Source organism: Roseofilum sp. KMC-1, assembly GCF_057802075.1.
Genome location: NZ_CM173605.1, coordinates 2,138,696 through 2,159,046, shown reverse-complemented (window position 1 = coordinate 2,159,046; position 20,351 = coordinate 2,138,696). Strand labels below are relative to the sequence as shown.

Annotated in this window: 23 protein-coding genes; 12 read left to right on the top strand and 11 right to left on the bottom strand. The window is 45.6% G+C overall.

Annotated elements, in window-relative coordinates:
- Positions 1 to 2 precede the first annotated feature (2 nt).
- The 8 genes from AC3FZD_RS10010 to AC3FZD_RS09975 all read right to left on the bottom strand — a co-directional run bounded on the left by AC3FZD_RS10010 (position 3) and on the right by AC3FZD_RS09975 (position 7,419).
- Positions 3 to 1,784 (bottom strand): ABC transporter ATP-binding protein, encoded by a 1,782-nt coding sequence (locus AC3FZD_RS10010; protein WP_488739989.1) that lies wholly within the window; start codon positions 1,782 to 1,784, stop codon positions 3 to 5.
- Between the two features lie 125 nt (positions 1,785 to 1,909).
- Complete coding sequence (locus AC3FZD_RS10005; protein WP_488739988.1) at positions 1,910 to 3,064, bottom strand: GspE/PulE/PilB domain-containing protein; 1,155 nt, start codon at positions 3,062 to 3,064, stop codon at positions 1,910 to 1,912.
- Between the two features lie 315 nt (positions 3,065 to 3,379).
- Complete coding sequence (locus AC3FZD_RS10000; RefSeq protein WP_488739987.1) at positions 3,380 to 4,507, bottom strand: HetZ-related protein 2; 1,128 nt, start codon at positions 4,505 to 4,507, stop codon at positions 3,380 to 3,382.
- A 12-nt stretch (positions 4,508 to 4,519) separates the two neighbouring features.
- Positions 4,520 to 5,089, bottom strand: a complete 570-nt coding sequence (locus tag AC3FZD_RS09995) for a GNAT family N-acetyltransferase (RefSeq protein WP_488739986.1) — start codon at positions 5,087 to 5,089, stop codon at positions 4,520 to 4,522.
- 45 nt (positions 5,090 to 5,134) lie between these two features.
- A complete protein-coding gene (locus AC3FZD_RS09990) occupies positions 5,135 to 5,296 on the bottom strand; it encodes a hypothetical protein (protein WP_488739985.1) in 162 nt (53 codons plus the stop codon).
- A gap of 46 nt (positions 5,297 to 5,342) precedes the next feature.
- On the bottom strand, positions 5,343 to 6,035 hold the full coding sequence (locus AC3FZD_RS09985; RefSeq protein WP_488739984.1) for an RNA polymerase sigma factor: 693 nt from the start codon (positions 6,033 to 6,035) through the stop codon (positions 5,343 to 5,345).
- A gap of 197 nt (positions 6,036 to 6,232) precedes the next feature.
- Positions 6,233 to 6,385: an arginine synthesis PII-interacting regulator PirA gene (gene pirA / locus AC3FZD_RS09980; RefSeq protein ID WP_488740312.1), complete on the bottom strand. Its 153-nt coding sequence runs from the start codon at positions 6,383 to 6,385 to the stop codon at positions 6,233 to 6,235.
- Positions 6,386 to 6,591: 206 nt separating this feature from the next.
- Positions 6,592 to 7,419: a DUF928 domain-containing protein gene (locus AC3FZD_RS09975; protein ID WP_488739983.1), complete on the bottom strand. Its 828-nt coding sequence runs from the start codon at positions 7,417 to 7,419 to the stop codon at positions 6,592 to 6,594.
- A 297-nt stretch (positions 7,420 to 7,716) separates the two neighbouring features.
- On the opposite strand from AC3FZD_RS09975, the gene panB reads away from it, so the two are divergent.
- Positions 7,717 to 8,490: a 3-methyl-2-oxobutanoate hydroxymethyltransferase gene (gene panB, locus AC3FZD_RS09970; RefSeq protein WP_488739982.1), complete on the top strand. Its 774-nt coding sequence runs from the start codon at positions 7,717 to 7,719 to the stop codon at positions 8,488 to 8,490.
- Between the two features lie 79 nt (positions 8,491 to 8,569).
- Positions 8,570 to 9,430: a glycosyltransferase family 2 protein gene (locus tag AC3FZD_RS09965; protein ID WP_488739981.1), complete on the top strand. Its 861-nt coding sequence runs from the start codon at positions 8,570 to 8,572 to the stop codon at positions 9,428 to 9,430.
- Between the two features lie 9 nt (positions 9,431 to 9,439).
- Here the strand turns inward: AC3FZD_RS09965 and AC3FZD_RS09960 are convergent, their stop codons facing one another.
- Together AC3FZD_RS09960 and AC3FZD_RS09955 are read right to left on the bottom strand one after the other, a co-directional pair.
- Positions 9,440 to 9,874, bottom strand: coding sequence for a hypothetical protein (locus AC3FZD_RS09960; protein ID WP_488739980.1), 435 nt, complete (start codon positions 9,872 to 9,874; stop codon positions 9,440 to 9,442).
- Between the two features lie 18 nt (positions 9,875 to 9,892).
- On the bottom strand, positions 9,893 to 11,062 hold the full coding sequence (locus AC3FZD_RS09955) for a DarT ssDNA thymidine ADP-ribosyltransferase family protein (protein ID WP_488739979.1): 1,170 nt from the start codon (positions 11,060 to 11,062) through the stop codon (positions 9,893 to 9,895).
- Positions 11,063 to 11,097: 35 nt separating this feature from the next.
- On the opposite strand from AC3FZD_RS09955, the gene AC3FZD_RS09950 reads away from it, so the two are divergent.
- The 8 genes from AC3FZD_RS09950 (at position 11,098) to AC3FZD_RS09915 (ending at position 18,038) form a co-directional block, all read left to right on the top strand.
- Positions 11,098 to 12,171, top strand: coding sequence for a glycosyltransferase family 4 protein (locus AC3FZD_RS09950; RefSeq protein ID WP_488739978.1), 1,074 nt, complete (start codon positions 11,098 to 11,100; stop codon positions 12,169 to 12,171).
- 44 nt (positions 12,172 to 12,215) lie between these two features.
- Complete coding sequence (locus tag AC3FZD_RS09945; protein WP_488739977.1) at positions 12,216 to 13,361, top strand: glycosyltransferase; 1,146 nt, start codon at positions 12,216 to 12,218, stop codon at positions 13,359 to 13,361.
- A 118-nt stretch (positions 13,362 to 13,479) separates the two neighbouring features.
- On the top strand, positions 13,480 to 14,208 hold the full coding sequence (locus tag AC3FZD_RS09940; protein WP_488739976.1) for an undecaprenyl-phosphate galactose phosphotransferase family protein: 729 nt from the start codon (positions 13,480 to 13,482) through the stop codon (positions 14,206 to 14,208).
- A 309-nt stretch (positions 14,209 to 14,517) separates the two neighbouring features.
- Positions 14,518 to 15,546 carry a GDP-mannose 4,6-dehydratase gene (gene gmd / locus AC3FZD_RS09935; protein WP_488739975.1) on the top strand — a complete coding sequence of 343 codons (1,029 nt, stop codon included), beginning with the start codon at positions 14,518 to 14,520 and terminating at the stop codon, positions 15,544 to 15,546.
- Positions 15,547 to 15,566: 20 nt separating this feature from the next.
- Positions 15,567 to 16,517, top strand: a complete 951-nt coding sequence (locus AC3FZD_RS09930; protein ID WP_488739974.1) for a GDP-L-fucose synthase family protein — start codon at positions 15,567 to 15,569, stop codon at positions 16,515 to 16,517.
- 104 nt (positions 16,518 to 16,621) lie between these two features.
- Positions 16,622 to 16,987, top strand: a complete 366-nt coding sequence (locus tag AC3FZD_RS09925; RefSeq protein ID WP_488739973.1) for a tellurite resistance TerB family protein — start codon at positions 16,622 to 16,624, stop codon at positions 16,985 to 16,987.
- A 76-nt stretch (positions 16,988 to 17,063) separates the two neighbouring features.
- Positions 17,064 to 17,639: a 5-formyltetrahydrofolate cyclo-ligase gene (locus AC3FZD_RS09920; protein WP_488739972.1), complete on the top strand. Its 576-nt coding sequence runs from the start codon at positions 17,064 to 17,066 to the stop codon at positions 17,637 to 17,639.
- A 30-nt stretch (positions 17,640 to 17,669) separates the two neighbouring features.
- The gene (locus tag AC3FZD_RS09915; RefSeq protein WP_488739971.1) at positions 17,670 to 18,038 is read left to right on the top strand and encodes a 2Fe-2S iron-sulfur cluster-binding protein; all 369 of its coding nucleotides are present in this window, start codon (positions 17,670 to 17,672) and stop codon (positions 18,036 to 18,038) included.
- A gap of 35 nt (positions 18,039 to 18,073) precedes the next feature.
- Here AC3FZD_RS09915 and AC3FZD_RS09910 read toward each other — a convergent pair whose 3' ends face one another.
- Complete coding sequence (locus AC3FZD_RS09910) at positions 18,074 to 18,823, bottom strand: class I SAM-dependent methyltransferase (RefSeq protein WP_488739970.1); 750 nt, start codon at positions 18,821 to 18,823, stop codon at positions 18,074 to 18,076.
- Between the two features lie 143 nt (positions 18,824 to 18,966).
- Between AC3FZD_RS09910 and AC3FZD_RS09905 the strand changes: the two genes are divergently transcribed.
- Together AC3FZD_RS09905 and AC3FZD_RS09900 are read left to right on the top strand one after the other, a co-directional pair.
- A complete protein-coding gene (locus tag AC3FZD_RS09905; RefSeq protein WP_488739969.1) occupies positions 18,967 to 19,470 on the top strand; it encodes a thermonuclease family protein in 504 nt (167 codons plus the stop codon).
- A gap of 39 nt (positions 19,471 to 19,509) precedes the next feature.
- Entirely contained in the window at positions 19,510 to 20,337 is an 828-nt protein-coding gene (locus AC3FZD_RS09900; protein WP_488739968.1) for an inositol monophosphatase family protein, read from the top strand.
- The last annotated feature ends 14 nt before the right edge of the window (positions 20,338 to 20,351 follow it).

Below are 20,351 nucleotides of genomic sequence, written 5' to 3'. Positions count from 1 at the left end.
GGCTATTGGGCTAACACGGATTCTCCCATTTGAATACGCCATAAGCTGGCATAGACACCCTTGTGTGCTAACAGCTCTTCATGACGACCGGATTCGATGACTTTGCCGCGTTCCATGACGATGATACAATGGGCATTACGGATAGTGGAAAGGCGATGGGCGATCGCAATCGTTGTCCGATTTTGAGTGATTCTCTCTAACGATCGCTGAATGGCTGCTTCTGTCTCATTATCTACCGCAGATGTCGCTTCATCTAGAATCAGAATGGGAGGATCTTTGAGAATGGCACGGGCGATCGCCAATCGTTGCCGTTGTCCTCCGGATAATTTCTGACCCCGCTCTCCAACAATGGTATCATATTGTTGCGGTAATTCCATAATAAAATCATGGGCCTCTGCCCAAGTTGCCGCCGCAATAATATCCGGTTCAGAAGCATCAAATGTCCCATAAGCAATATTTTCCGCTACCGTTCCATGGAATAAAAATACATCTTGACTGACTAACCCCATACAGCGCCGTAAATCTTCTAGCTGTATGTTTTGTATCTCTATGCCGTCCAGGGTGATTGAGCCATCTTGAACCTCATAGAGCCGCAAAAGCAGCTTCACTAAGGTACTTTTTCCCGAACCCGTAGAGCCAACAATGGCAATAGTTTTACCTGCGGGAATGGTGAGAGAGACCTGGTTTAATACCGGCAGGCGATCGCCATAGGAAAAACTCACATCTTTTAGCACCACTTCACCGCGCACCCTCTCCAAAGGAAGAGGAATATCACCGGGATAAATAGCAATCGGAGTATCCAATAATCCCATCACCCGGTGAGTAGAAGCCATAGCACGCTGACATAAATCTAAGGTATTGCCGAGGCGAGTTAGGGGCCAAAGTAACCGTTGCGTCATAAACACTAGGGTACTATAGGTTCCCACCGCTAAATTACCGTTGGTTACCTCCAAACCCCCATAGAGGAGGATACCGCTAAAGCCGAGTAAAATCAGCATCCGTACCAAGGGAATAAACGCCGCAGAATAGGTAATTGCCTGCTCATTGCTGCGTCGATAAGCTTGGGAATCTTGCCCCACCCGCTTCACCTCGTATTCTTCGGCAGTAAAACTTTTAATCGTGGTAATACCACTGAGATTATTAGCCAAACGATGATTGAGAAACCCCGCATTTTGCCGCACTTTCATATACCGAGGAGCGAGAAACTTCTGATAGGCGATCGACCCCCAGATAATAAACGGCATAGGAACAATCGTCATCCAAGCAACTTCCGGTGCTAGGATCACAAACATGGAACCAATGACTAAAACCGTAGTAGCCACTTGAATCACCTCATTGGCTCCCACATCCAAAAAGCGCTCCAATTGGTTAATATCATCATTCAAAATTGACATCAACTCGCCCGTGCTGCGGTCTTCAAAATAGGCAATTTCCAAATTTTGCAAATGACTGTAAGCATCTAAGCGCAGATCATGTTGAATAGTTTGGGCTAAATTGCGCCACAGCCGTTCATAGGCATATTGAAAGACTGATTCTAAACCCCAAACTAGGGCAGAGAGGAGCGTGAGGAGCAAGAGTTGGGCAAAAACGCTGGTAATTCCGAAACCGGCGATCGCCGAATTTTCCGGTTCAACCACCACATCCACAGCGATCCCAATTAACACCGGAGGGGCAAGATCGAAGATTTTGTTGAGAATTGATGTGGCGATCGCCAACCGGACTTTATTCTGATAAGGGCCGCTATACTCAATTAAACGCTGGAGGGCAGAAGAACTAGAATTCACAGATTTGGTAATAGGAGTAATTGAAACTGCCCTTTTAGGGGCACTTAATCAGTGTAGCAACAGAACTGAGCTATTTTTCCAGCATTCGGCTCTCCACACTCAAGTCCTCTTTAGCGCCAAACCCTTCAGGAATTTTGTGTTTTATTTAACTGTTGAGAACGCAAAACTTCTAAATCTTGAACTTGTTGAGTTAAATGAACTAAGATCTGATTTAAACTCGTCAGAGACTCCAACTCTTTTCCCGATAATTGGGTATCCCCTTGGGCGCGATCGCGGATATCATTCAACTTATTCTGCAACTGTTGGGCGATCGTTAACGCATCCCGCCCCATCGTCGTTAACTGCTGCCGTTGATGAAACTTCAAAGCCGCTCCCCGCAAAACTTGCAGCGTTGCATCTTCCCCATGTTTACCCGGCATCACCCGCAAACGCAACAATAACCGTTCCCCCTGATAATAGCGTTCGAGTTCCACCTCTTTAACAGTCTTCACCGTAATTAAGGGTAAACGACTGAGTAATTTCACCTCATGAATCACCCCTTGAAACAGCTCTAAAGGTAAATTATCTAACACCGATTGCACCACTCCATTTAAGCTCCACAACACCCGCCCATGGTGAGGATGACGCTCAAAAAACAATCGCCCAATCCCTTCTACTAAAACCCGACCGAGTAATTCTTGCCAAAGTACAGATGGCGGCAAAGTAGCCAACCTCTCCACCGGACTTGATAAATACTGAGCATGAATTTTTAACTCCGGTAACCCTTGCGGGGTTTTAGGTTGGGTAACTGGAGCAGAAGCATTCCCAGTCAAGTCAGACTTAGCCAGATTACCCGGCACTAAATCCATAGCATCTTCCGCATCTAAGATTAAAGTCGGTCGGTTTTGCCAATGTTCCGATTCCGACGTATTCTTGGGCACTGAAGTCGGTTTTGGAGAAGGTTCAGGTAAAGCTGGAGGAGTTGATTGTTGAGTGCTGATATGATTGAGATAGGCTTTGAGAATCGATTGGTGTAAATCCGAAGAAATTCTTTGAGTGACAATGGAACATCGGAGGTAAGATAAAATCTGGCGGCAATAATTGATAGCGCTAGTATCTTCTGGATCGACCATTCCTAATCGCAGCCGACTTCCTTCCAAGGCGAGGGGTAAAACCTGGTGATAAAGACAGGCTTCAAAAGAAAGTACCCGATCCATCAAAGGAAAAAGGCGATCGGTTTCAATATTAACAGCAGAAACGGAATCAGAATGATGATGAAATGAAGGAAGAGGTAAGCTCATGATCGGTGCGGGCAATAATGAGGACGCTGGGCAAGGGAAGTTGGGAGTTGACAGTATATGATTTGTGGCTGATCTAAACCTAGGCTAGGACAGGTTTTGAGTTGGCATGTCTTCTTCCTCCTCTGGTTGTCCTAACCCAGTCTTTCTCTGCTATACAAGGTAGATCGCACAACTTAGATAGATGCCCCTATTTGCCTAATCCAAGGACGAAGAAATTTTTCATGAATCAATAAGGACTTAAACTAATCCTTAGAGATATACTGGAGTAGCCATTGCACCCCGATCGCATGACTTAGAGTTTTAAGTTAAAAGAGTTTAGAGATTCCGCAGAGATTGGGCGGCTAAGTATAGCTTACTCCATTCTGAAATGACTTGACTGGTTTTCCAGTTTAAAATTTCAGCAATTTCATGGGGTGGGGTTTGGACTTTAAGCAGTTCGAGTAGCTGTTGTTGCGTGGGGGTAAGGCTCTCCCAATAGATTTGCCATTGGCTAGGGGTTAAGCCTAAGCTATGGTCTTGGAGGGAAATTTCTAACCAATGACTGACTAATTCTGGGTTTTCTTTGAGGGAGAAGATGCGAATGGCATGATAGCTGACTTTTTCTCGGAGACGATAAACTTGCTTCACTGAGAGATTGAGCAGGATAGCAATTTCTTCTTGGGTGCGTCCTTGAAGATAGAATTGCAACCAATGGGCAGCTTTTTCTCCTAGGGTTTCCTGTAGGTAGGCTTGAAATTCTTTGGCAACGGCTTTTCGGTAACGTTGCTGTTGCAGATAGGCTTGGGTATCTTGGTATTGGGCGATCGCCTCACGATCGAGGAGACTAATAGGATCATCACTCTCGTCTGAGCTGAGTTCTTCAGAAATGAGCCGCACTAAGTTACCGGTAGGAATATGAGTCATTCCTCCCCTTTGGGTACGCCGTAGATAGTTGAGAAACCGATAGAGGAGCAGAGGTTGATTGCGAATAGGGCGCAGACAATATTCTTCTAAGGTTGCTAAAATGAGAGTATTTTGTAACCATCGCTGGGGGGTAATCTGTTGGATTAAACCCATTTGTTGTTTCAGATAGCGATCGCTCTGCAATAATTCCTGAATCACTTCTTGCAGCACATCAACTACGCTCCGTTGGCGATCTCGACTTAAAGCAACCCAGGTGCGGATTTTGTTGCGAATTAAAAATAGGCTGGCTAACCGCTTCATCAGCTTTTGATAAGCCGCTTCTGGAGGCACGCCTAAATACCGTTGTTGTAAAATTCGATAGCGATAATCCATCGCAGCTAAGGCAATATCCCAATCCTCCTGATTGAGATCCAACAAGCGATCGGGATTTTCGCCGATTAACCAATCCAGAATACTCTGATGAACCTCCTGAGAATATTCAGAACATTCAACCTTCAGGCGCGATCGCCAATCATCCATTAATAGTTTCAGAACGCTCATCAGACTCACCGCTTAGAGACGTTTTTGCAAAAAGAGACGCTTCGGTTTTCCCAGCAGCAGACTACTCCAACTGAGTTCTACCTGTTGCAGACGATAACCCACCTTATAGTAGAGACACCGCGCAGGATGATTATTCTCCAAAACATGAAGATAAATTTCTTCACATCCCCATTTCAACGCCGTTTTTTCACAATGATCGAGCAGCTCTTGAGCCAACCCTTGATGACGATCTTCCGGCTTAACCGCTAAGTTAGAAATGTAAGGATATTGTGTAAATTGATTCCAATCTGACCAAGACCGCAATGAAACTTCGACCATTCCTGCTAACCGCTCCTGCTCTTGTCTAGTGCCTCCCCCATTTTGAGGCTGTGTTGGGTATACAGCCACCCAACAGCTATAGTAGGGAGAGGCTGTGCGCCATCGTTGTTTTAGATCTTCATAAATCCCCCAGCGAATCAGAAGAGTTAACCAACGAAACCAGACTTTCCACCCTGGGAAAGTGTGGAAACACTCTGCTAAAAGATCGCTGAGACCTTTAAGATCTTGGACTTGAGCCATACGGATGGCATAGCGCTCATGCATTCAGAATCGGTATTTTAGGAAATTTTGCCCTAGCATAAGTAGGAGTTAAGCATCAGAGGATTGCTCTCGATCACCGGCGATCGCCTGCATATGACAACGCAGGGGTAAACTGTCCCGAAGTTGTTCCTCCACAGACTGAAAAACGGGACGACCCGGCAACCCTAAAGGAAGACTACCATAATAGGGTAGGAGTAATCCGATCATCATGAGCCAAAATAGGGGGGTAAACTCCAGGGGACTGTAAGCGGTTATTCTAGAAACTTTGTATAGGTTCAGGGGTATGTGAAAGGTTAGGCGAGAAGGATTCATCAGAAACTCCTGAAGATTGATCGTTTAAGTAGATAGAGCGGATATCGTTGGGTAAAGCAGCTTCTAGGGAAGCGAGTGCTTGTTGTAATTGGGTTTTGACGCTAAAAGGAGAAATGGGTTCACCTTCAGCTTGTAAATAGGCCGCGATCCGGGTTTCACTCCAGTGAAAGGTCTGAGAGAGTAGAATCATTAACCGCAAAACCGGTTCTAATTGATCCATTGCTTGCTCTACATAACACCAGAGCGGGGGAGAACAGTCTTTAAGATTGTAATAAATCGATTCAACCGGGGGCAGCTCCATCTTGTTTATACAGAAAGCGGTGAAGTTAATCAGCGCATTTTGTAAGGTTAGGGGAGGATCGCCCGGTTGAGTCTGGTCAGAGCGTAAATGGAGTCCTCCGAGTTCATAATAGATATGCCGCCAAGTGCAAGCAAAGAGATAATCGGCTTGTACGGGCGATCGCGCTGAATGGGAAATGAGCGTATAAACAATGGGGTTATACCGACAAAAGATGGCTGTGAAGTAGCGCCCTGACTCTGGATGACGCTGAAATAAGGTGAGCAATTCTTGATCGCTGTAGTGAGTCAGGGACTTAATTAGGGGATGCTGGGTTTCTCGGAAGTGGGGCAAATGCATGGGTTTGGGACTTCACGCTTGCAAAGGGGCAGAGTCTTGATAGCTAATGGTTTATTGTATCGCTGAGGACTGGCGATCGCACAGCCCTAGGGAGCATTATTTAGAGAACAGCTAAAGGGGCGCTTCCCGATCTCCAAATGACAGGAAGCGCCCCTAAAAGCTACAAGTGTTGTGGGTTAGATTGAGTTTTGCGACCTTTAACCTAGATAGTCGGCTTCAGCTTCTAGCTGACGGACTAGAGATACATCACCTTTAGTACGAGCCACCTCTAATCTATGTTGTAGGTTTTTGCGTAGATTTTCTTTATGAGCTTGGGCTGCTTGTTGGAGTTGTTGGCGTTTTTTGTTCATGGTAAACATTTTTTTTACTTTCGATAAGGTAGATTTAAGAGCTTTCTTTTAGGATAACTGATTTCCAGTAAAACCGTAGCTAAAGTTACAAAATTTTAAACAAAACTCTATCTACCTCACTGGATCTAGAAAAATACTCATTCTTCCATAGGAATTAACTGGGTGAGGAGAGCTGATGCATAAGTATACGTTTATGTTTAGAGGGATTAATCCATGGATGGACTTAAGCTGAGGACTCTTGGCCGGGAAGGGTTAATCACGGGGAGCAGATGTTGAAGTTCAATTTTCTCAGCCGTAAAGAGGGTACTCAAATTCAGGGGAAGACTAGAGTCATGGGGATCGGATTCAATGAGGGTTTGTAGGAGGTCGTACCAGATTCCGTTTTGGGCATAGAATCTGATTTTATCGGCGATCGCCCCTGCTGCTAATTCCGCTTGTTGAGTTCTCTCCAGGGGAATCCGTTTGATCCCTGTACTCACATAATCTACCAACTGTCCATTGCAGTTCAATTGAAAATAGCCAACATAAACCCGGTTAACATCCAAAGTGGGTGCATTGGGGAAGTCAGCAAGATTAACTGCGACTATTCCAGACTGTTGATTAAGGGCCAACTCTACTTGAACCACCTGATTACCCGTTTCATCCTCCAAAACAAACTCAGCCACATCGACTTGATTAGGAGGAACATAGAAATAAAGTTTGGGAGAAGCTTGAGTGGTGAGACCAAAAGCATGAATGGGCACAATAGAGCTTAAAGCTTGATAGTCTCCGTCTATCTCTGCTTTCATGGTGCAGCTTGTCCGACTCCCCGCAGCACCGCGACGGCCGGGGAGACCCGGAGGGGGGTCTTCCCAGTCTTGTATTTGCAACTCTTGCAGTTGGGGAACATAGACCATTTGTTCACCTTCTGAAGAGGATTGGGCCAATGTGGGAGAGAGATCGACGTTTAAGGATAAACCAACTAGGGACGAAATAGTGGCGATCGCCATACACCGTCGGCATAAAGTTGAAGATAAAGGTAAGAAGTCAAACATAGTAGATTTCCACCGAGCAAAAGAAAGACAACTGAAGCGCATAAACCCTGCTAACCCTGGAGATCTCACATTCACCGTGTCAGCACTGAAGCGTCTTTAATCGCTAACTACAGCACTTCCCCGGAAAATTACAGGATATTGCTGGAAAGTTAAGAATCTCTTTAGAATTGGGGGCAAGAGAGCCGAGGGGTTTTTCCAGAAAGGGCAAAAACTTCTAAAATAAGAAGGGCTTCTGGGAAAACTCCATAGACTTGCCCAGGGTTTCTTTCTTTAATTGTGACATAAGGGTAATCATAAATGGCGATCGCAATCAGCCAATTGGTGAAACGGAAACGTCAAGGTCATCCCCTGGTGATGCTCACGGCCTGGGATTATCCGTTTGCCCAATTGCTGGATCGGGCTGGGGTTGATTTAATTTTAGTAGGAGATTCTCTGGCAATGGTGGCCCTAGGTCATCCCACTACCTTACCCGTCACCTTAGATCAGATGATTTACCATACCCAAGCCGTCTGTCGAGGAGTAAAAGAGGCTTTGGTTGTCTGCGATCTGCCCTTTATGAGCTATCAAGAAGGCCCCATTCAGGCCCTCAGATCGGCCGGTCGAGTCTTGAAGGAAACTCAAGCGGGGGCTGTGAAACTAGAAGGGGGCTATCCGGAAATGATCGAGGTTGTCCATCGTTTAAGTTTAAGTGGGATTCCGGTGGTGGGCCATGTGGGGGTAACGCCCCAGTCTGTTCATCGACAAGGGTATCGCAGACAGGGAAAGGAACAAGCGGAAGGGGAAAGGATATTACAGGAGGCGATCGCCCTTGCAGAAGCGGGAGCTTTTACCATTATCCTAGAAAACATGACTCACGATCTCGCCCAAAAAATTACTGAAACTGTTCCTATACCGACTATTGGCATTGGTTCTGGGCCTCATTGTGATGGCCAAGTCTTAGTCACCAGCGATGTTTTAGGACTCTCCAGTTGGCAACCGCCTTTTGCTAAAGTCTATATGAATCTCCAGGGAAGTATTACCGATGCGGTGAAAACCTTTAGTCAGGAGGTGCGCGATCGCCAGTTTCCTTAACTGGACGGTCAAAGCAAGGAGTGCGAGCATCTTGCTCGCTAGAACTAACAAGCGAGCAAGATGCTTGCATTCCCCTAAAATGCTATACCTGTTAATCGTTAACTATTACTCTACTGACTTAATTCTCGCTCTGCTTAAGTCCATTCCAGACCGAAATCTAGCCAAGCTCAAAATCATCATCGTCAACAACTCTCCAGGCGATCGAACCCTGCAACCTCACAGCGCAACCCATCCCAACTTAACCCTACTCACTGCTCCCGAAAACTTAGGCTTTGGGGGCGGTTGCAATTTAGGATTAACTTGGATCTATGAACGCGATCCTCATAGCTTAGTATGGTTAATCAATCCCGATACCACCCTAGCCGATGTTGCCATTGACTACATTCAAACCTGCTTTCAAGAGCATCCCCACTTAGCCATTTTAGGCACTCAAATTCAAGACACCCAAGGTAACCCTTGGTTTACCCAAGGAAAATTCAACCCCTGGCTGGGATCGCTCCCCCATCAACACCCCATTTCCCCCTTAGAAAACCCCACCGCTAAAATCATCCCCTCTCGCTGGGTATCTGGATGTAGCCTGATTCTCAATTTAGCTCAATTTTCCTCTTGTCCCCAATTCGATCGCCATTACTTCCTCTACTATGAAGATAACGATCTATGCGAGCGCTATTTTCAGCAAGGATACTCTATTGCCGTGACTGAAGCCATTTTAGTCACTCATCAAGTCTCTGCTACGAGCGATCGCAACCTCAAAGCCAAACTCCACCACGCCACCTATAGCAAACTCTACTTCTTACAGCAACATGGAACCCCTTTAGCCTTACTCTTAAACTTAGGATATCTGAGCCTAAAAATGATCGCCGATTGGATTAAACAAAACCCCGATGGCTACCAAGGACGTTGGCAAGGATTAAAGCAATTTTTGCAATCAAAAGATTAGGGATCGAGTTTAACGCTTTCTTGCCTCATCAATCGCTGATTTCAAAACTTGCGGTTCATCCGTGCCAATGCGAAAATAGGACTGAGAATTCAACTCAATCTCCACCGCATCCAACCCCGAAACATTAAACATCCATCCCCTAGGAGTCAGGCGAATCCCCCAACCATAATACCAAGGATTTTTAACCATTGCAGCATCAGTTATGCTAGACAAGGGAAAACTTTTGTGAATCAAACCCACCCCGAAGGAACATTTAAGTTGCTCTGCGGTAATCGTCACCGTTAACGTACTAAACAAAACCGTAATTACTAAAATACCGATCAAAATACTCGCTGCCATCCCCACCAAGCCTTTGGAAAGGTAGAAAAAGACTAAAGGCAGAAGAGCAGCTAAGAGAACGAGAATAATTGTCCCAATTTGGGTATGTTTGTACAAAAATGTCATTATAATTCACCTCTATTATTAACCGTTAAGTAAAAAATTAGGAGTTAAGAATTTAGGATCGACTGGCTGTTCGCGCGGCAAATAAATCACTACATGAATACCAATATCGCATAAATAGCGACACATCAAAGGGCCAACTTGTGACCATTCCAGTTTTCCTAATCCACAACCTAATGCAGGGATAGCTAGAGATTTAATTTCCTCTTTAACGGCATTATTTCTAATCCAAGTTAACCCTGCTTCAATATCCTCTATCCTAGAATTCTCTCTCCAGTGTCGTTTCGTGGCAAAGAGTAAAAACCACTTGACAGAGTTGGAAGTATTTAAGGGAGTCCCTAAATCAGCAAGCTCTTCATCTAAGGAAGCTTCTCGCCTATAGAGATAAGGTTTTGTGGCGGTTATTTGTTTAGTCTTGCAAGCATCTTGATATCTCACATAAACATCAGGAAATTGGTATTTAGCTCTAGAAGCTAATCCTTTACCCATTACGCCTTGTAAATTTACACTAATAGTTAAAGTTTGCATATTGGAAAAAAACATATCTCCATCGACAAGAGAAATATTACTAGAGACACGAAATTTATTATTCGGCTGAAAAAATAAATTACTTTCTTTTATTACTGGCATATTAATTTTAGGAATTAATGCATAAATCTTTTCTAGAACTTCATCTGTTGGCACAAAAATAGAATCAATGAGCGTTGGTTGTACTTGTTTGGAAATCAAACACTCAGACATGATAATTCGCTTTGATCCATCTGTATCCTTCCACCATTCATTTTGAAGCATTTTCCAATTGTCTTTTAATTTTTTCAATCCTTCATGTAAAGAGTAGAATTGAGTTTGGCTATGGGCTGCATTTCCATCTGTAATAATAATTCCTGGTTCTTCTAGAACTTGGGGCTTGATGGAAATAATTGCAATATCGTTTACAGATCTTTCTTTAGTAACTCGATACATCATCGGATTTCGGGGTTGAAAGTAAAGATTGGCATAATTCCATAAAGTGTTAGTATCCGATCTTAATCGATGTTGACGATGGTTAACAATGTTCTCATCATAAATAGGGGTGAATTCAACCTGGGAATCTAAAAGTTGTTGATGGGACAATATGCCGTTTTCTAAAATAGACGGTATATTATTAATGTGAGTGATGTAATAGAGATTTTTGATCTGCGGTTGAATCATAACAAATTCTGTAAATCTTTATCGTTGTTGATCTAATGAACGATCGCCTTTTAATTAACTTAGCTGTGCTAATGAACAAACCGACGGGAATTAGCACCTATGCTCTGAATATTTTACCCTATCTGACTTCCTTACATCCAATTCTGTTAAGTGCGCGGAAGTTAGAGGGATATTCCCATTATCCAATTCCAGGGGGACAAACGCCGGAACAGGGGGCTAAGGGACATCTGAAACGGTTGCTCTGGACTCAATTTAGGTTACCTAAAATTTATCGCAAGCTGCAAGGGGATTTACTGTTTTCTCCTCTACCGGAAGCGCCGTTGTTGCAGGGATGTCGGTTTGTGGTGATGGTTCACGATCTGATTCCGTTGCGGTTTCCAGAACGGCGATCGCCCCTCACCCTATATTACCAGTATTATCTACCACAGGTTCTCAATCAGGCGACTCATATTCTCTGCAATTCCCAAGCAACCGCCAATGATATTATGGATTGGTTTTCCATCAAATCCGATCGCATCACCCCCATTTTGCTAGGCTACAATCAAGAGCAGTTTAAGCCATTAAATTTACCGACTTCTAACTATTTTCTCTATGTCGGTCGCCATGCAACCTATAAGAATCTGCATCGAGTCATTGAGGCATTTGGGAAACTGAGCCAAAATCAAGACTATCAGTTGTGGTTAGTCGGGCCCAACGATCGCCGCTATACCCCCAGTTTGATCGCTCAGATGAACGAATTGGGATTAAGCGATCGGGTTAAATTGATCGACTATGTGTCAGTAAAAGAACTGCCTATACTCATGAATCAGGCGATCGCCCTCATTTTCCCCAGTCTCTGGGAAGGCTTTGGCTTACCCGTCCTCGAAGCCATGGCTTGCGGGACTCCCATCATTACCTCTAACTGCTCATCCCTTCCCGAAATTACCGCCGATGCCGCACTTTTAGTCGATCCCTACCAAGTCCCAGAAATCACATCTGCCATGGAAACCCTCATTCAAAACCCACAAGCACGAGAAGATCTGCATCAAGGGAGTCTCAAAAGAGCCGCAGAATTTAGTTGGTCTCGCACTGGACAGGCGACTTGTGAGGTTTTGAAAGCTTATATTTAGGGAATTAACGTCTATTGCCTATTGCCTCTTGCCTTTCCTTCAACATGCCCGAACTCACATATGCCCTTGTCCATGAATGGTTAACCCCCTTAGCCACAGGTGGATCTGAACTGGTGGTTAAAGAAATTCTCAAACACATTGACGCAGATCTATATGCCCTAATTGACTTTGAATCCACGAACCCCGAAAGTTATCTCTATCAGCGCCAAATTGGAACCACATTTTTACAGCACTTTCCCTTTGCCCGTCGAGGAGTGCAAAACTATCTGCCTCTGCTGCCCTTGGCGATCGAACAACTCGATTTAGGCGAGTATGATATTATCCTCTCCTCTTCCCATGCAGTCGCCAAAGGAGTCCTCACCCGTCCCGGACAACTGCACCTATGCTATTGCCATACCCCCATGCGCTATGCCTGGGATTTAACCTTCGACTATCTGAAACAGAGCAAATTGGGGCAGGGTATACCGGGTTGGGCCAGTCGCTATATCCTCCACAAAATGAGGCTGTGGGACGTGATATCCGCCAATCGGGTAGATCGGTTCATTGCCAACTCCAAGCACACTGCCAGGCGAATTTGGCGGTGCTATCGCCGTCAAGCGGAAGTGATTTACCCTCCCATTGATATCGATCGCTTTCCGTTTCAAGCCAAAAAACAGGATTTTTACCTCACCGTCTGCCGTTTGGTGAGCTACAAACAAGTCCGGCTGATGGTGGAGGCCTTTAACCAGTTGGGTCGGCATCTGGTGGTCATTGGTACAGGATCTCAACGAGAGGAACTCGAGGCCATAGCTAAATCCAATATTCAGTTTCTCGGTTTTCAACCGGATGAGGTGGTCAATCAATATATGAGTGAGGCCAAAGCCTTCGTTTATGCAGCTTGCGAAGATTTTGGCATGGCTATTGTTGAAGCACAAGCCTGTGGCACTCCCGTCATTGCCTATGGAGAAGGAGGCGCTTTAGAAACAATTCGTGATTTTCGGACTCACCCAGAAGGCGCAACCGGGTTATTATTCCCCCAACAAACCCCAGAATCCTTGGTGGAAGCCGTGGAACAGTTTGAGGCATTGGGGCGATCGCCTTTTAACCCCGAACAAATCCGTCGCCATTCTACCCAGTTTCACCCCAAAGTGTTTGAAGAGCGTTATAGTGATCTACTCAAACGGGCTTATCAAGACTTACAACAGTTCTGATGGGCAAAACTTTCCCGGCCCCAATCCCTGAGTTCAGAATTAATTGGAATCAAATTCTTCTGATTAGGGGTCAGTGGCTTTATGATTAGGTGTGTGTGGTGTGAAATAGAGGAGTACGATGACTGCTGAGAGTCAATTTATCTCTGGCAAGACTGCTCGGATCTATGTCAAGCGCGGATTTCGTCCTCAACGATTTAGAGCTAGGCATCAAGGTCTATCCATCAGTCTCAACGGAGAGTTTTTCAAACGAGCCTTCGATATCATCTTCTCGCTGGCTGTTCTCGTCTTGTTTTCCCCGGTTTATCTGGTTTTAACTCTGTTAATTATACTGAGTTCTCAAGGATCTGTATTTTACATACAAGAGCGCGTGGGAAAAGACTACAAATTGTTTAAGTGTATTAAATTTAGAACCATGATTCCCAATGCGGATCAGGTTCTCTCCGAGATGATGGCCGCTTCTCCCCAGATGCGAGAAGAGTTTGAGACTAACTTTAAGCTAAAACACGATCCGCGTATAACCTGGATTGGTAAGTTTCTCCGAGTCACTAGCTTAGATGAATTTCCCCAATTCTGGAATGTACTCAAGGGAGATATGAGTGTGGTCGGCCCCCGTCCCCTGGTTCCGGAAGAACTGCATAAGTATGGTAAACATATTGACAAAGTTTTAACCATAAAACCGGGAATCACGGGGCTGTGGCAGGTATCAGGACGTAATGATATTCCCTACCCTCGGAGAATTCAAATTGACCTGTATTATGTGAATTTCAAGAACTTTTGGATGGATCTCTGGATTGTGATCAAAACCATTGGAGTAGTCATTTTCCCCAAAGGAAATGGAGCTTACTAACCTAGGCTAGATCCACAACAAATGCATAACAGTAGGGGAGTTCAGGAAAAACCTGGACTCCCTATCTATTTGGATAAGGTAGCCCTGTAAATCCTGTATTTCCGCAAGCGGACATGAAAGCGTCGCTAGAGGCAATTGTCCTCAACCCATACCCATTTTTAATTTTTAATTTTTAATTGATATGAGATCGCCTAAGACCCAAGGACTAGATGTTAAGCTAGATTGGGCATTTTCTGAATGCTCATAGGTTTTAGGGTCGGCATCAGGTACGATTAAACTCTAATTTATACGACGCAAGGAAGATTACCGATGACACAACGTAAGCGATCGCTGATTACAGGAATTACCGGTCAAGATGGTTCCTATCTGAGTGAATTCTTACTCGAAAAGGGGTATGAAGTCCATGGAATCATTCGCCGCAGTTCTAGCTTCAACACCGATCGCATCGATCATATTTACATCGATCCCCATGAAGATCAAGCCCGATTTTTCCTCCACTACGGCGATCTCACCGATGGCACAACCCTACGCCGAATCTTAGAAGAAGTCCAACCCCATGAAGTTTACAACTTAGGCGCTCAATCCCATGTGCGCGTCAGCTTCGACTCCCCCGAATATACGGTTGATACCGTCGCCATGGGAACCCTACGACTCTTAGAAGCCATTCGCGATTACCAACATCGTACCGGCAATCAGGTCAGATTCTATCAAGCCGGATCGTCGGAGATGTTTGGCAAAGTCCAAGAAGTGCCGCAAAAAGAAACCACTCCCTTCTATCCCCGTAGTCCCTACTCCTGCGCTAAAGTCTATGCCCATTGGCAAACCATCAACTACCGGGAATCCTACGATCTCTTTGCCTGTAATGGCATCCTCTTTAACCATGAATCCCCCCGTCGAGGAGAAACCTTTGTCACCCGTAAAATCACCCGTGCCGTTGCTCGGATTAAAGCCGGACTGCAAAAGAAAATCTATCTGGGGAACTTAGACGCAAAGCGCGATTGGGGCTATGCCAAAGACTATGTACGCGCCATGTGGCTCATGCTTCAGCAAGATCAACCGGATGATTATGTAGTCGCAACGAATGAAACCCACTCCATTCGCGAATTTCTCGATATTGCCTTTACCCATGTAGGCTTAACCTGGCAAGATTATGTGGAGTTCGATGAGCGCTATTTGCGTCCTGCGGAAGTGGATTTACTCATTGGTGACCCCAGTAAAGCCAAAGAAAAGCTAGGTTGGGAACCCTCCGTTACCTTTGAAGAACTGGTAAAATTAATGGTCGATGCGGATCAAGAAGCTCTGCAAAAAGCCAAACAGTTGGGCAATGGATTTGACTAAGGCAGATTGAGGCAAAAAAGATGACCACCATAGAATTGCAAGATAAGCGGATTTTGGTCACGGGGGGCGCGGGGTTTCTCGGTCGTCAGGTGATCGAGCAGCTTCAAGCAGTAGGGGCGAATCCTGAGCAGATTACCATTGTGCGATCGCGCGAACATGACCTTCGCCAAATGACTGCCTGCGAGCAAGTTGTCCAAAATCAAGATATCATCATCCACCTGGCCGCCCATGTGGGGGGAATCGGCCTCAACCGGGAAAAACCGGCAGAACTGTTCTACGATAACTTGATGATGGGAACCCAACTCATCCATGCGGCTTACCAAGCGGGTATCCAAAAGTTTGTTTGTGTGGGAACCATCTGCGCCTATCCGAAATTTACCCCCGTTCCCTTCAAAGAAGAAGACCTTTGGAACGGTTATCCCGAAGAAACCAATGCCCCCTATGGCATTGCCAAAAAAGCTCTCCTGGTTCAACTCCAATCCTATCGGCAACAATATGGGTTTAATGGCATTTTCCTCTTGCCCGTAAACTTGTACGGGCCAGAAGATAACTTTAATCCCAGCAGTTCCCATGTCATTCCTGCCTTAATTCGCAAAGTCTATGAAGCTCAACAACGGGGAGATGCAACCCTTCCCGCTTGGGGAGATGGCTCGCCCAGTCGGGAGTTTCTCTATTCCACGGATGCGGCACGGGGCATTGTGATGGCCACTCAGAAGTACAATGACTCTGAGCCGGTGAATTTAGGAACCGGTTACGAAATCACCATCCGCGATTTAGTGGAACTGATTTGTGAGTTAATGGACTTTAAGGGCGAAATTGTCTGGCAAACCGATCAGCCCAATGGTCAACCCCGCCGATGCTTAGACACCCAACGGGCAAAGGACTGGTTTGGGTTTACGGCGAATATGGAGTTTCGCGAAGGACTGAAACGAACGATTGACTGGTATCGCACCCATGCAGAGGCGATGTAGTGTCGCGATCGCTTCTAACATAGTGTATAAAAAAAGATGAGGGATAGGGGGAATAAATTACCCCATCCCCCTATCACTTTGATAGATTTTCAGGAAATAGAGTCATGAATCCTTTCTTAAAAAATGTGGTAACTTTGACTGCTCTGGCTGCCGTTGTTGATGGTTCTGCTAATGATGAAGAAAAGCAATTGATTGTCGATCGCCTGGCCAAGAGACTGGAAGTGGCTCCAGATTTGGTTCATGACGAACTGGATCGGGCGATCTCCCATGTTCAAAATGCGGCCAATGACCCCACCCTGGCACTCCAGTTAGCCCACAAAGCCTTACGCACGCTCCCTTTTCATCAACAAACCTTTGCTTTTGATGTAGCTAAAGAAGTGATTGATGTGAATGGGATAGAACCGGATGAAAGTAGATTTATTTGGGCCCTGTTTCGGTTAGTCTTCCCTGAATCATCGGGTGGGAGTTAGGGGAATGGGGACGCGGGGAGAAGTACGACCCATTTTTAATTTTTTCGGCTGTCGCCGACATGAAAATTTTTAATTGATGGATAAGCGCCAACTTCGTAAACAGCTACTGGTGGCTCGTCAGTCTCTGTCTGTGGAAGACTGGAAAATGAAAAGCGATCGCCTCTGCCAAAACCTCAAAGACGCTCTCCTATTTCAGCAAGCCCAGACAATTCTCGCTTATTCGAGCCATCGCCAAGAGCCGGATCTGAGTGCTTTATGGGCAGAACGGGAGTTTTGGGGGTTACCTCGAACCATGGGTAAATCTCTCTGCTGGCATGTCTGGAAGCCCTCAGAAGCCCTGCAAACAGGAAAATATGGCATTTTTGAACCTCACCCCGATGCACCGGTGTTACAGCCCCAAGAAGTAGATTTAATTTTGGTTCCGGCAGTGGGATGCGATCGCCAGGGATATCGTTTAGGCTATGGGGGTGGCTATTATGACCGATTGCTGAGTGCAGAGCATTGGCAGCATATTCCCACCATTGGTGTTATCTTTGACTTTGCTTGGATGGAGCAACTGCCGGTAGATGAGTGGGATATTCCCTTAAAAGGGATTTGTAGCGATCGCCAATTTGACTTAACCCCAGAGGCACAGAGAGTACAACTCATGTGACAATGCTAGATGAAGCTTTCAACGGTAACCATGACCCAGACCTACACGATTAAAATCCATAATCGTCACACCAACCAACTCCACACCCTACAAGTCCCCGATGACCGCTACATTCTCCACAATTGCGAAAGTCAAGGGGTAGATTTACCCTTTTCCTGTCGCAACGGTGCTTGTACCACCTGTGCAGTGCGTATCCTGTCAGGAGAAATTTACCAACCGGAAGCCATGGGACTCTCTCCCGACTTACAAAAACAAGGTTATGCGCTGCTGTGTGTTAGTTATGCCAGATCCGATTTAGAAGTAGAAACCCAAGATGAAGATGAAGTCTATGAACTACAATTTGGGCGCTATTTTGGGAAAGGAAAAGTCCAAGTTGGCTTACCTTTAGAGGATGATTAAAATCTAGCAGGGAATGGCAAAGGCTTGGCCTAAGATTATTTCTGACATTCAATTAATCGCATGGGGGGATGGTCTAATAAATCTTGCCAATACTCCTGGCCCCATTTTTCAATCCCTTCAGGAGCAATCATAGGTTTATACCAATTCACGGTTTTAAACCCGACCTCTTTGAATGCCCATTCATAGGTTTCTTGACTCAAGTAATAGTCATCAATTACGATCTCTTCTCCATTGACCTCAAAAGCCAAACTAGGAACAGCCATTCCTTCCTGAAAATCAGAAAGATCTTTATTTCTATAATATCCGTATTTTTCCAGGCGATTGTAGGATTCTGGAGATAAAGCAACATTATTGTTGAGGGCAACAAAACGGCCACCGGGTTTTAAGTTGTCATAGATAGTTTGGCCCATTTGACGCAATTGTTCTGGGCTTTGAGCATGATTGATGGAGAAGGCTGCACCCACTAAATCAAAAGTATCTATTTGACCCAGTTCGCACATATCGCTAACGATATATTCTATTCCTAGGGGTTCCTCAGCTTCCTCTGCTCTAGCCAACTCGATCATCTTGGGCGAGATATCGACTCCAACGACTCGTGCTGCGCCATTTTTTTTGAAATTTCGACTATGTATCCCTTCTCCGCAGCCGAGATCGAGAATGGATTTACCTTGGAGATCTCCTAACTGGCTAAAATAAGTATAAGTCTCCACATAAAAATAGATGTCGTAGATCTGGTGTTCGCGAAATTGCTTGTATTGTGTGGCTATGGGGTCATAAACGGCCATACTCTAAAATATCCTATAGATGGGTTAGAACTGAATGAGTTTATTATAGATCGATATAGATGGGTTAGAACTGAATGAGTTTATTATAGATCGATTTTGATTTTCTCCAGATAACTTTCTACTGGCGATCGAGATCTGAAAGGATGAACATTAAAGGACTCATAGCCCTAGGTTACAGCATGGTTTTGTGGGGTTGTCAATCTTCTCCTCCCATGGGGAAAACGGTGAGGGTGGTAAAAATTGTGAGTGGTAATACTCTAGAAGTCGCCACCGATCATTCTCCCGCGCAAAGGGTAAGACTCATTGGTATTAGTGCCCCTTCTGAAGAACAGGAACCTTGGGGAATGGAGGCGAAACAATATCTGCAAGAGCGCCTGCATCAAGAAGCAGTTACTTTAGCATTGGATGGAGAAACTGAAGATCGATATGGGCGGATCTTGGCTTATGTTTGGCATGAGGGGGAATTAATGAATGAGAAATTAGTCAAAGAAGGGTATGCTTTAGCTGAGGAAAGGTTTCCGAATACCCAATATAGCCAGCGTCTCCAGTATGCTGAACAAAGAGCAAGGATGCTGGGGCTGGGCATTTGGAATCCGGAAAATCCGATGCGCTTGAGTCCTAGCGAGTTTCGTTATCAAGAGGATTGAGTTGCCCTCTGCCTGTTCCCTATTCCCTGTTGATTACCCATGACTGAAAACTTACAAACTTATTTAGAGATTGCCACGGAAGCTGCCTTAGCGGGAGGTGCGGTGGTGAAGTCTTACCAAGGAAAGTTAAAAGATATTCGGGAAAAAGGCCGGCCGGGGGATATCGTGACGGAAGCCGATAAGGGTTCGGAGGCGGTGATTTTGGAGATTTTGCAGCGTCATTTTCCTGACCATGGTATTTTAGCGGAAGAGTCGGGGAAAGGGGGCGATCGCCAAAGTCGATATCTGTGGGCGATCGATCCCCTCGATGGCACAACCAATTACTCCCATGGCTATCCCAATTTCTCCGTTTCCATCGGCTTATTCATCGATGGAGTGCCTAAAGTAGGGGTGGTCTTCGATCCATCCCGTGAAGAACTCTTTCGCGCCGCCCAAGGCTTAGGAGCGACGCTGAACCGTCAGGCGATCGCCGTCTCTGCTACCCCCACCTTAGCCGATAGCCTCCTCGTCACCGGTTTTGCCTACGATCGCCGAGAAACCAACGATAATAACTATGCCGAATTCTGCCATTTCACCCATCTTACCCAAGGCGTGCGCCGGGGCGGTTCTGCCGCTCTTGACCTTGCCTATGTTGCCTGCGGACGCTTAGACGGCTACTGGGAGAGAGGTTTGTCCCCCTGGGATCTGACGGCTGGTATAGTCCTGGTGCAAGAAGCGGGAGGCCAAATTAGCGCCTATGATGGCAGTCCGATGAAGATAGAAACCGGTCGCATCTTAGCCACCAACAGTCATCTACATGACCCCATGATCCAAGTTCTCTCATCCATTTCCCCCTTTCCTTTTCAAGGTCGAGAATCTGCTGAATAGGGAAAGAGTACACT

Bases quoted from the DNA above. Each gene is read 5' to 3' on its own strand.
- AC3FZD_RS09975 (WP_488739983.1), bottom strand. From the start codon at position 7,419: ATGTTTGACTTCTTACCTTTATCTTCAACTTTATGCCGACGGTGTATG.
- AC3FZD_RS09920 (WP_488739972.1), top strand. From the start codon at position 17,064: ATGGATAAGCGCCAACTTCGTAAACAGCTACTGGTGGCTCGTCAGTCT.
- AC3FZD_RS09985 (WP_488739984.1), bottom strand. From the start codon at position 6,035: ATGCATTTGCCCCACTTCCGAGAAACCCAGCATCCCCTAATTAAGTCC.
- pirA (WP_488740312.1), bottom strand. From the start codon at position 6,385: ATGAACAAAAAACGCCAACAACTCCAACAAGCAGCCCAAGCTCATAAA.
- AC3FZD_RS09945 (WP_488739977.1), top strand. From the start codon at position 12,216: ATGCCCGAACTCACATATGCCCTTGTCCATGAATGGTTAACCCCCTTA.
- AC3FZD_RS09940 (WP_488739976.1), top strand. From the start codon at position 13,480: ATGACTGCTGAGAGTCAATTTATCTCTGGCAAGACTGCTCGGATCTAT.
- AC3FZD_RS09950 (WP_488739978.1), top strand. From the start codon at position 11,098: ATGAACGATCGCCTTTTAATTAACTTAGCTGTGCTAATGAACAAACCG.
- AC3FZD_RS09900 (WP_488739968.1), top strand. From the start codon at position 19,510: ATGACTGAAAACTTACAAACTTATTTAGAGATTGCCACGGAAGCTGCC.
- AC3FZD_RS09955 (WP_488739979.1), bottom strand. From the start codon at position 11,062: ATGATTCAACCGCAGATCAAAAATCTCTATTACATCACTCACATTAAT.
- AC3FZD_RS09925 (WP_488739973.1), top strand. From the start codon at position 16,622: ATGAATCCTTTCTTAAAAAATGTGGTAACTTTGACTGCTCTGGCTGCC.
- AC3FZD_RS09905 (WP_488739969.1), top strand. From the start codon at position 18,967: ATGAACATTAAAGGACTCATAGCCCTAGGTTACAGCATGGTTTTGTGG.
- AC3FZD_RS09960 (WP_488739980.1), bottom strand. From the start codon at position 9,874: ATGACATTTTTGTACAAACATACCCAAATTGGGACAATTATTCTCGTT.
- panB (WP_488739982.1), top strand. From the start codon at position 7,717: ATGGCGATCGCAATCAGCCAATTGGTGAAACGGAAACGTCAAGGTCAT.
- AC3FZD_RS10000 (WP_488739987.1), bottom strand. From the start codon at position 4,507: ATGAGCGTTCTGAAACTATTAATGGATGATTGGCGATCGCGCCTGAAG.
- AC3FZD_RS09965 (WP_488739981.1), top strand. From the start codon at position 8,570: ATGCTATACCTGTTAATCGTTAACTATTACTCTACTGACTTAATTCTC.
- AC3FZD_RS09990 (WP_488739985.1), bottom strand. From the start codon at position 5,296: ATGATGATCGGATTACTCCTACCCTATTATGGTAGTCTTCCTTTAGGG.
- AC3FZD_RS09995 (WP_488739986.1), bottom strand. From the start codon at position 5,089: ATGCATGAGCGCTATGCCATCCGTATGGCTCAAGTCCAAGATCTTAAA.
- AC3FZD_RS09930 (WP_488739974.1), top strand. From the start codon at position 15,567: ATGACCACCATAGAATTGCAAGATAAGCGGATTTTGGTCACGGGGGGC.
- AC3FZD_RS09915 (WP_488739971.1), top strand. From the start codon at position 17,670: ATGACCCAGACCTACACGATTAAAATCCATAATCGTCACACCAACCAA.
- AC3FZD_RS10005 (WP_488739988.1), bottom strand. From the start codon at position 3,064: ATGAGCTTACCTCTTCCTTCATTTCATCATCATTCTGATTCCGTTTCT.
- gmd (WP_488739975.1), top strand. From the start codon at position 14,518: ATGACACAACGTAAGCGATCGCTGATTACAGGAATTACCGGTCAAGAT.
- AC3FZD_RS09910 (WP_488739970.1), bottom strand. From the start codon at position 18,823: ATGGCCGTTTATGACCCCATAGCCACACAATACAAGCAATTTCGCGAA.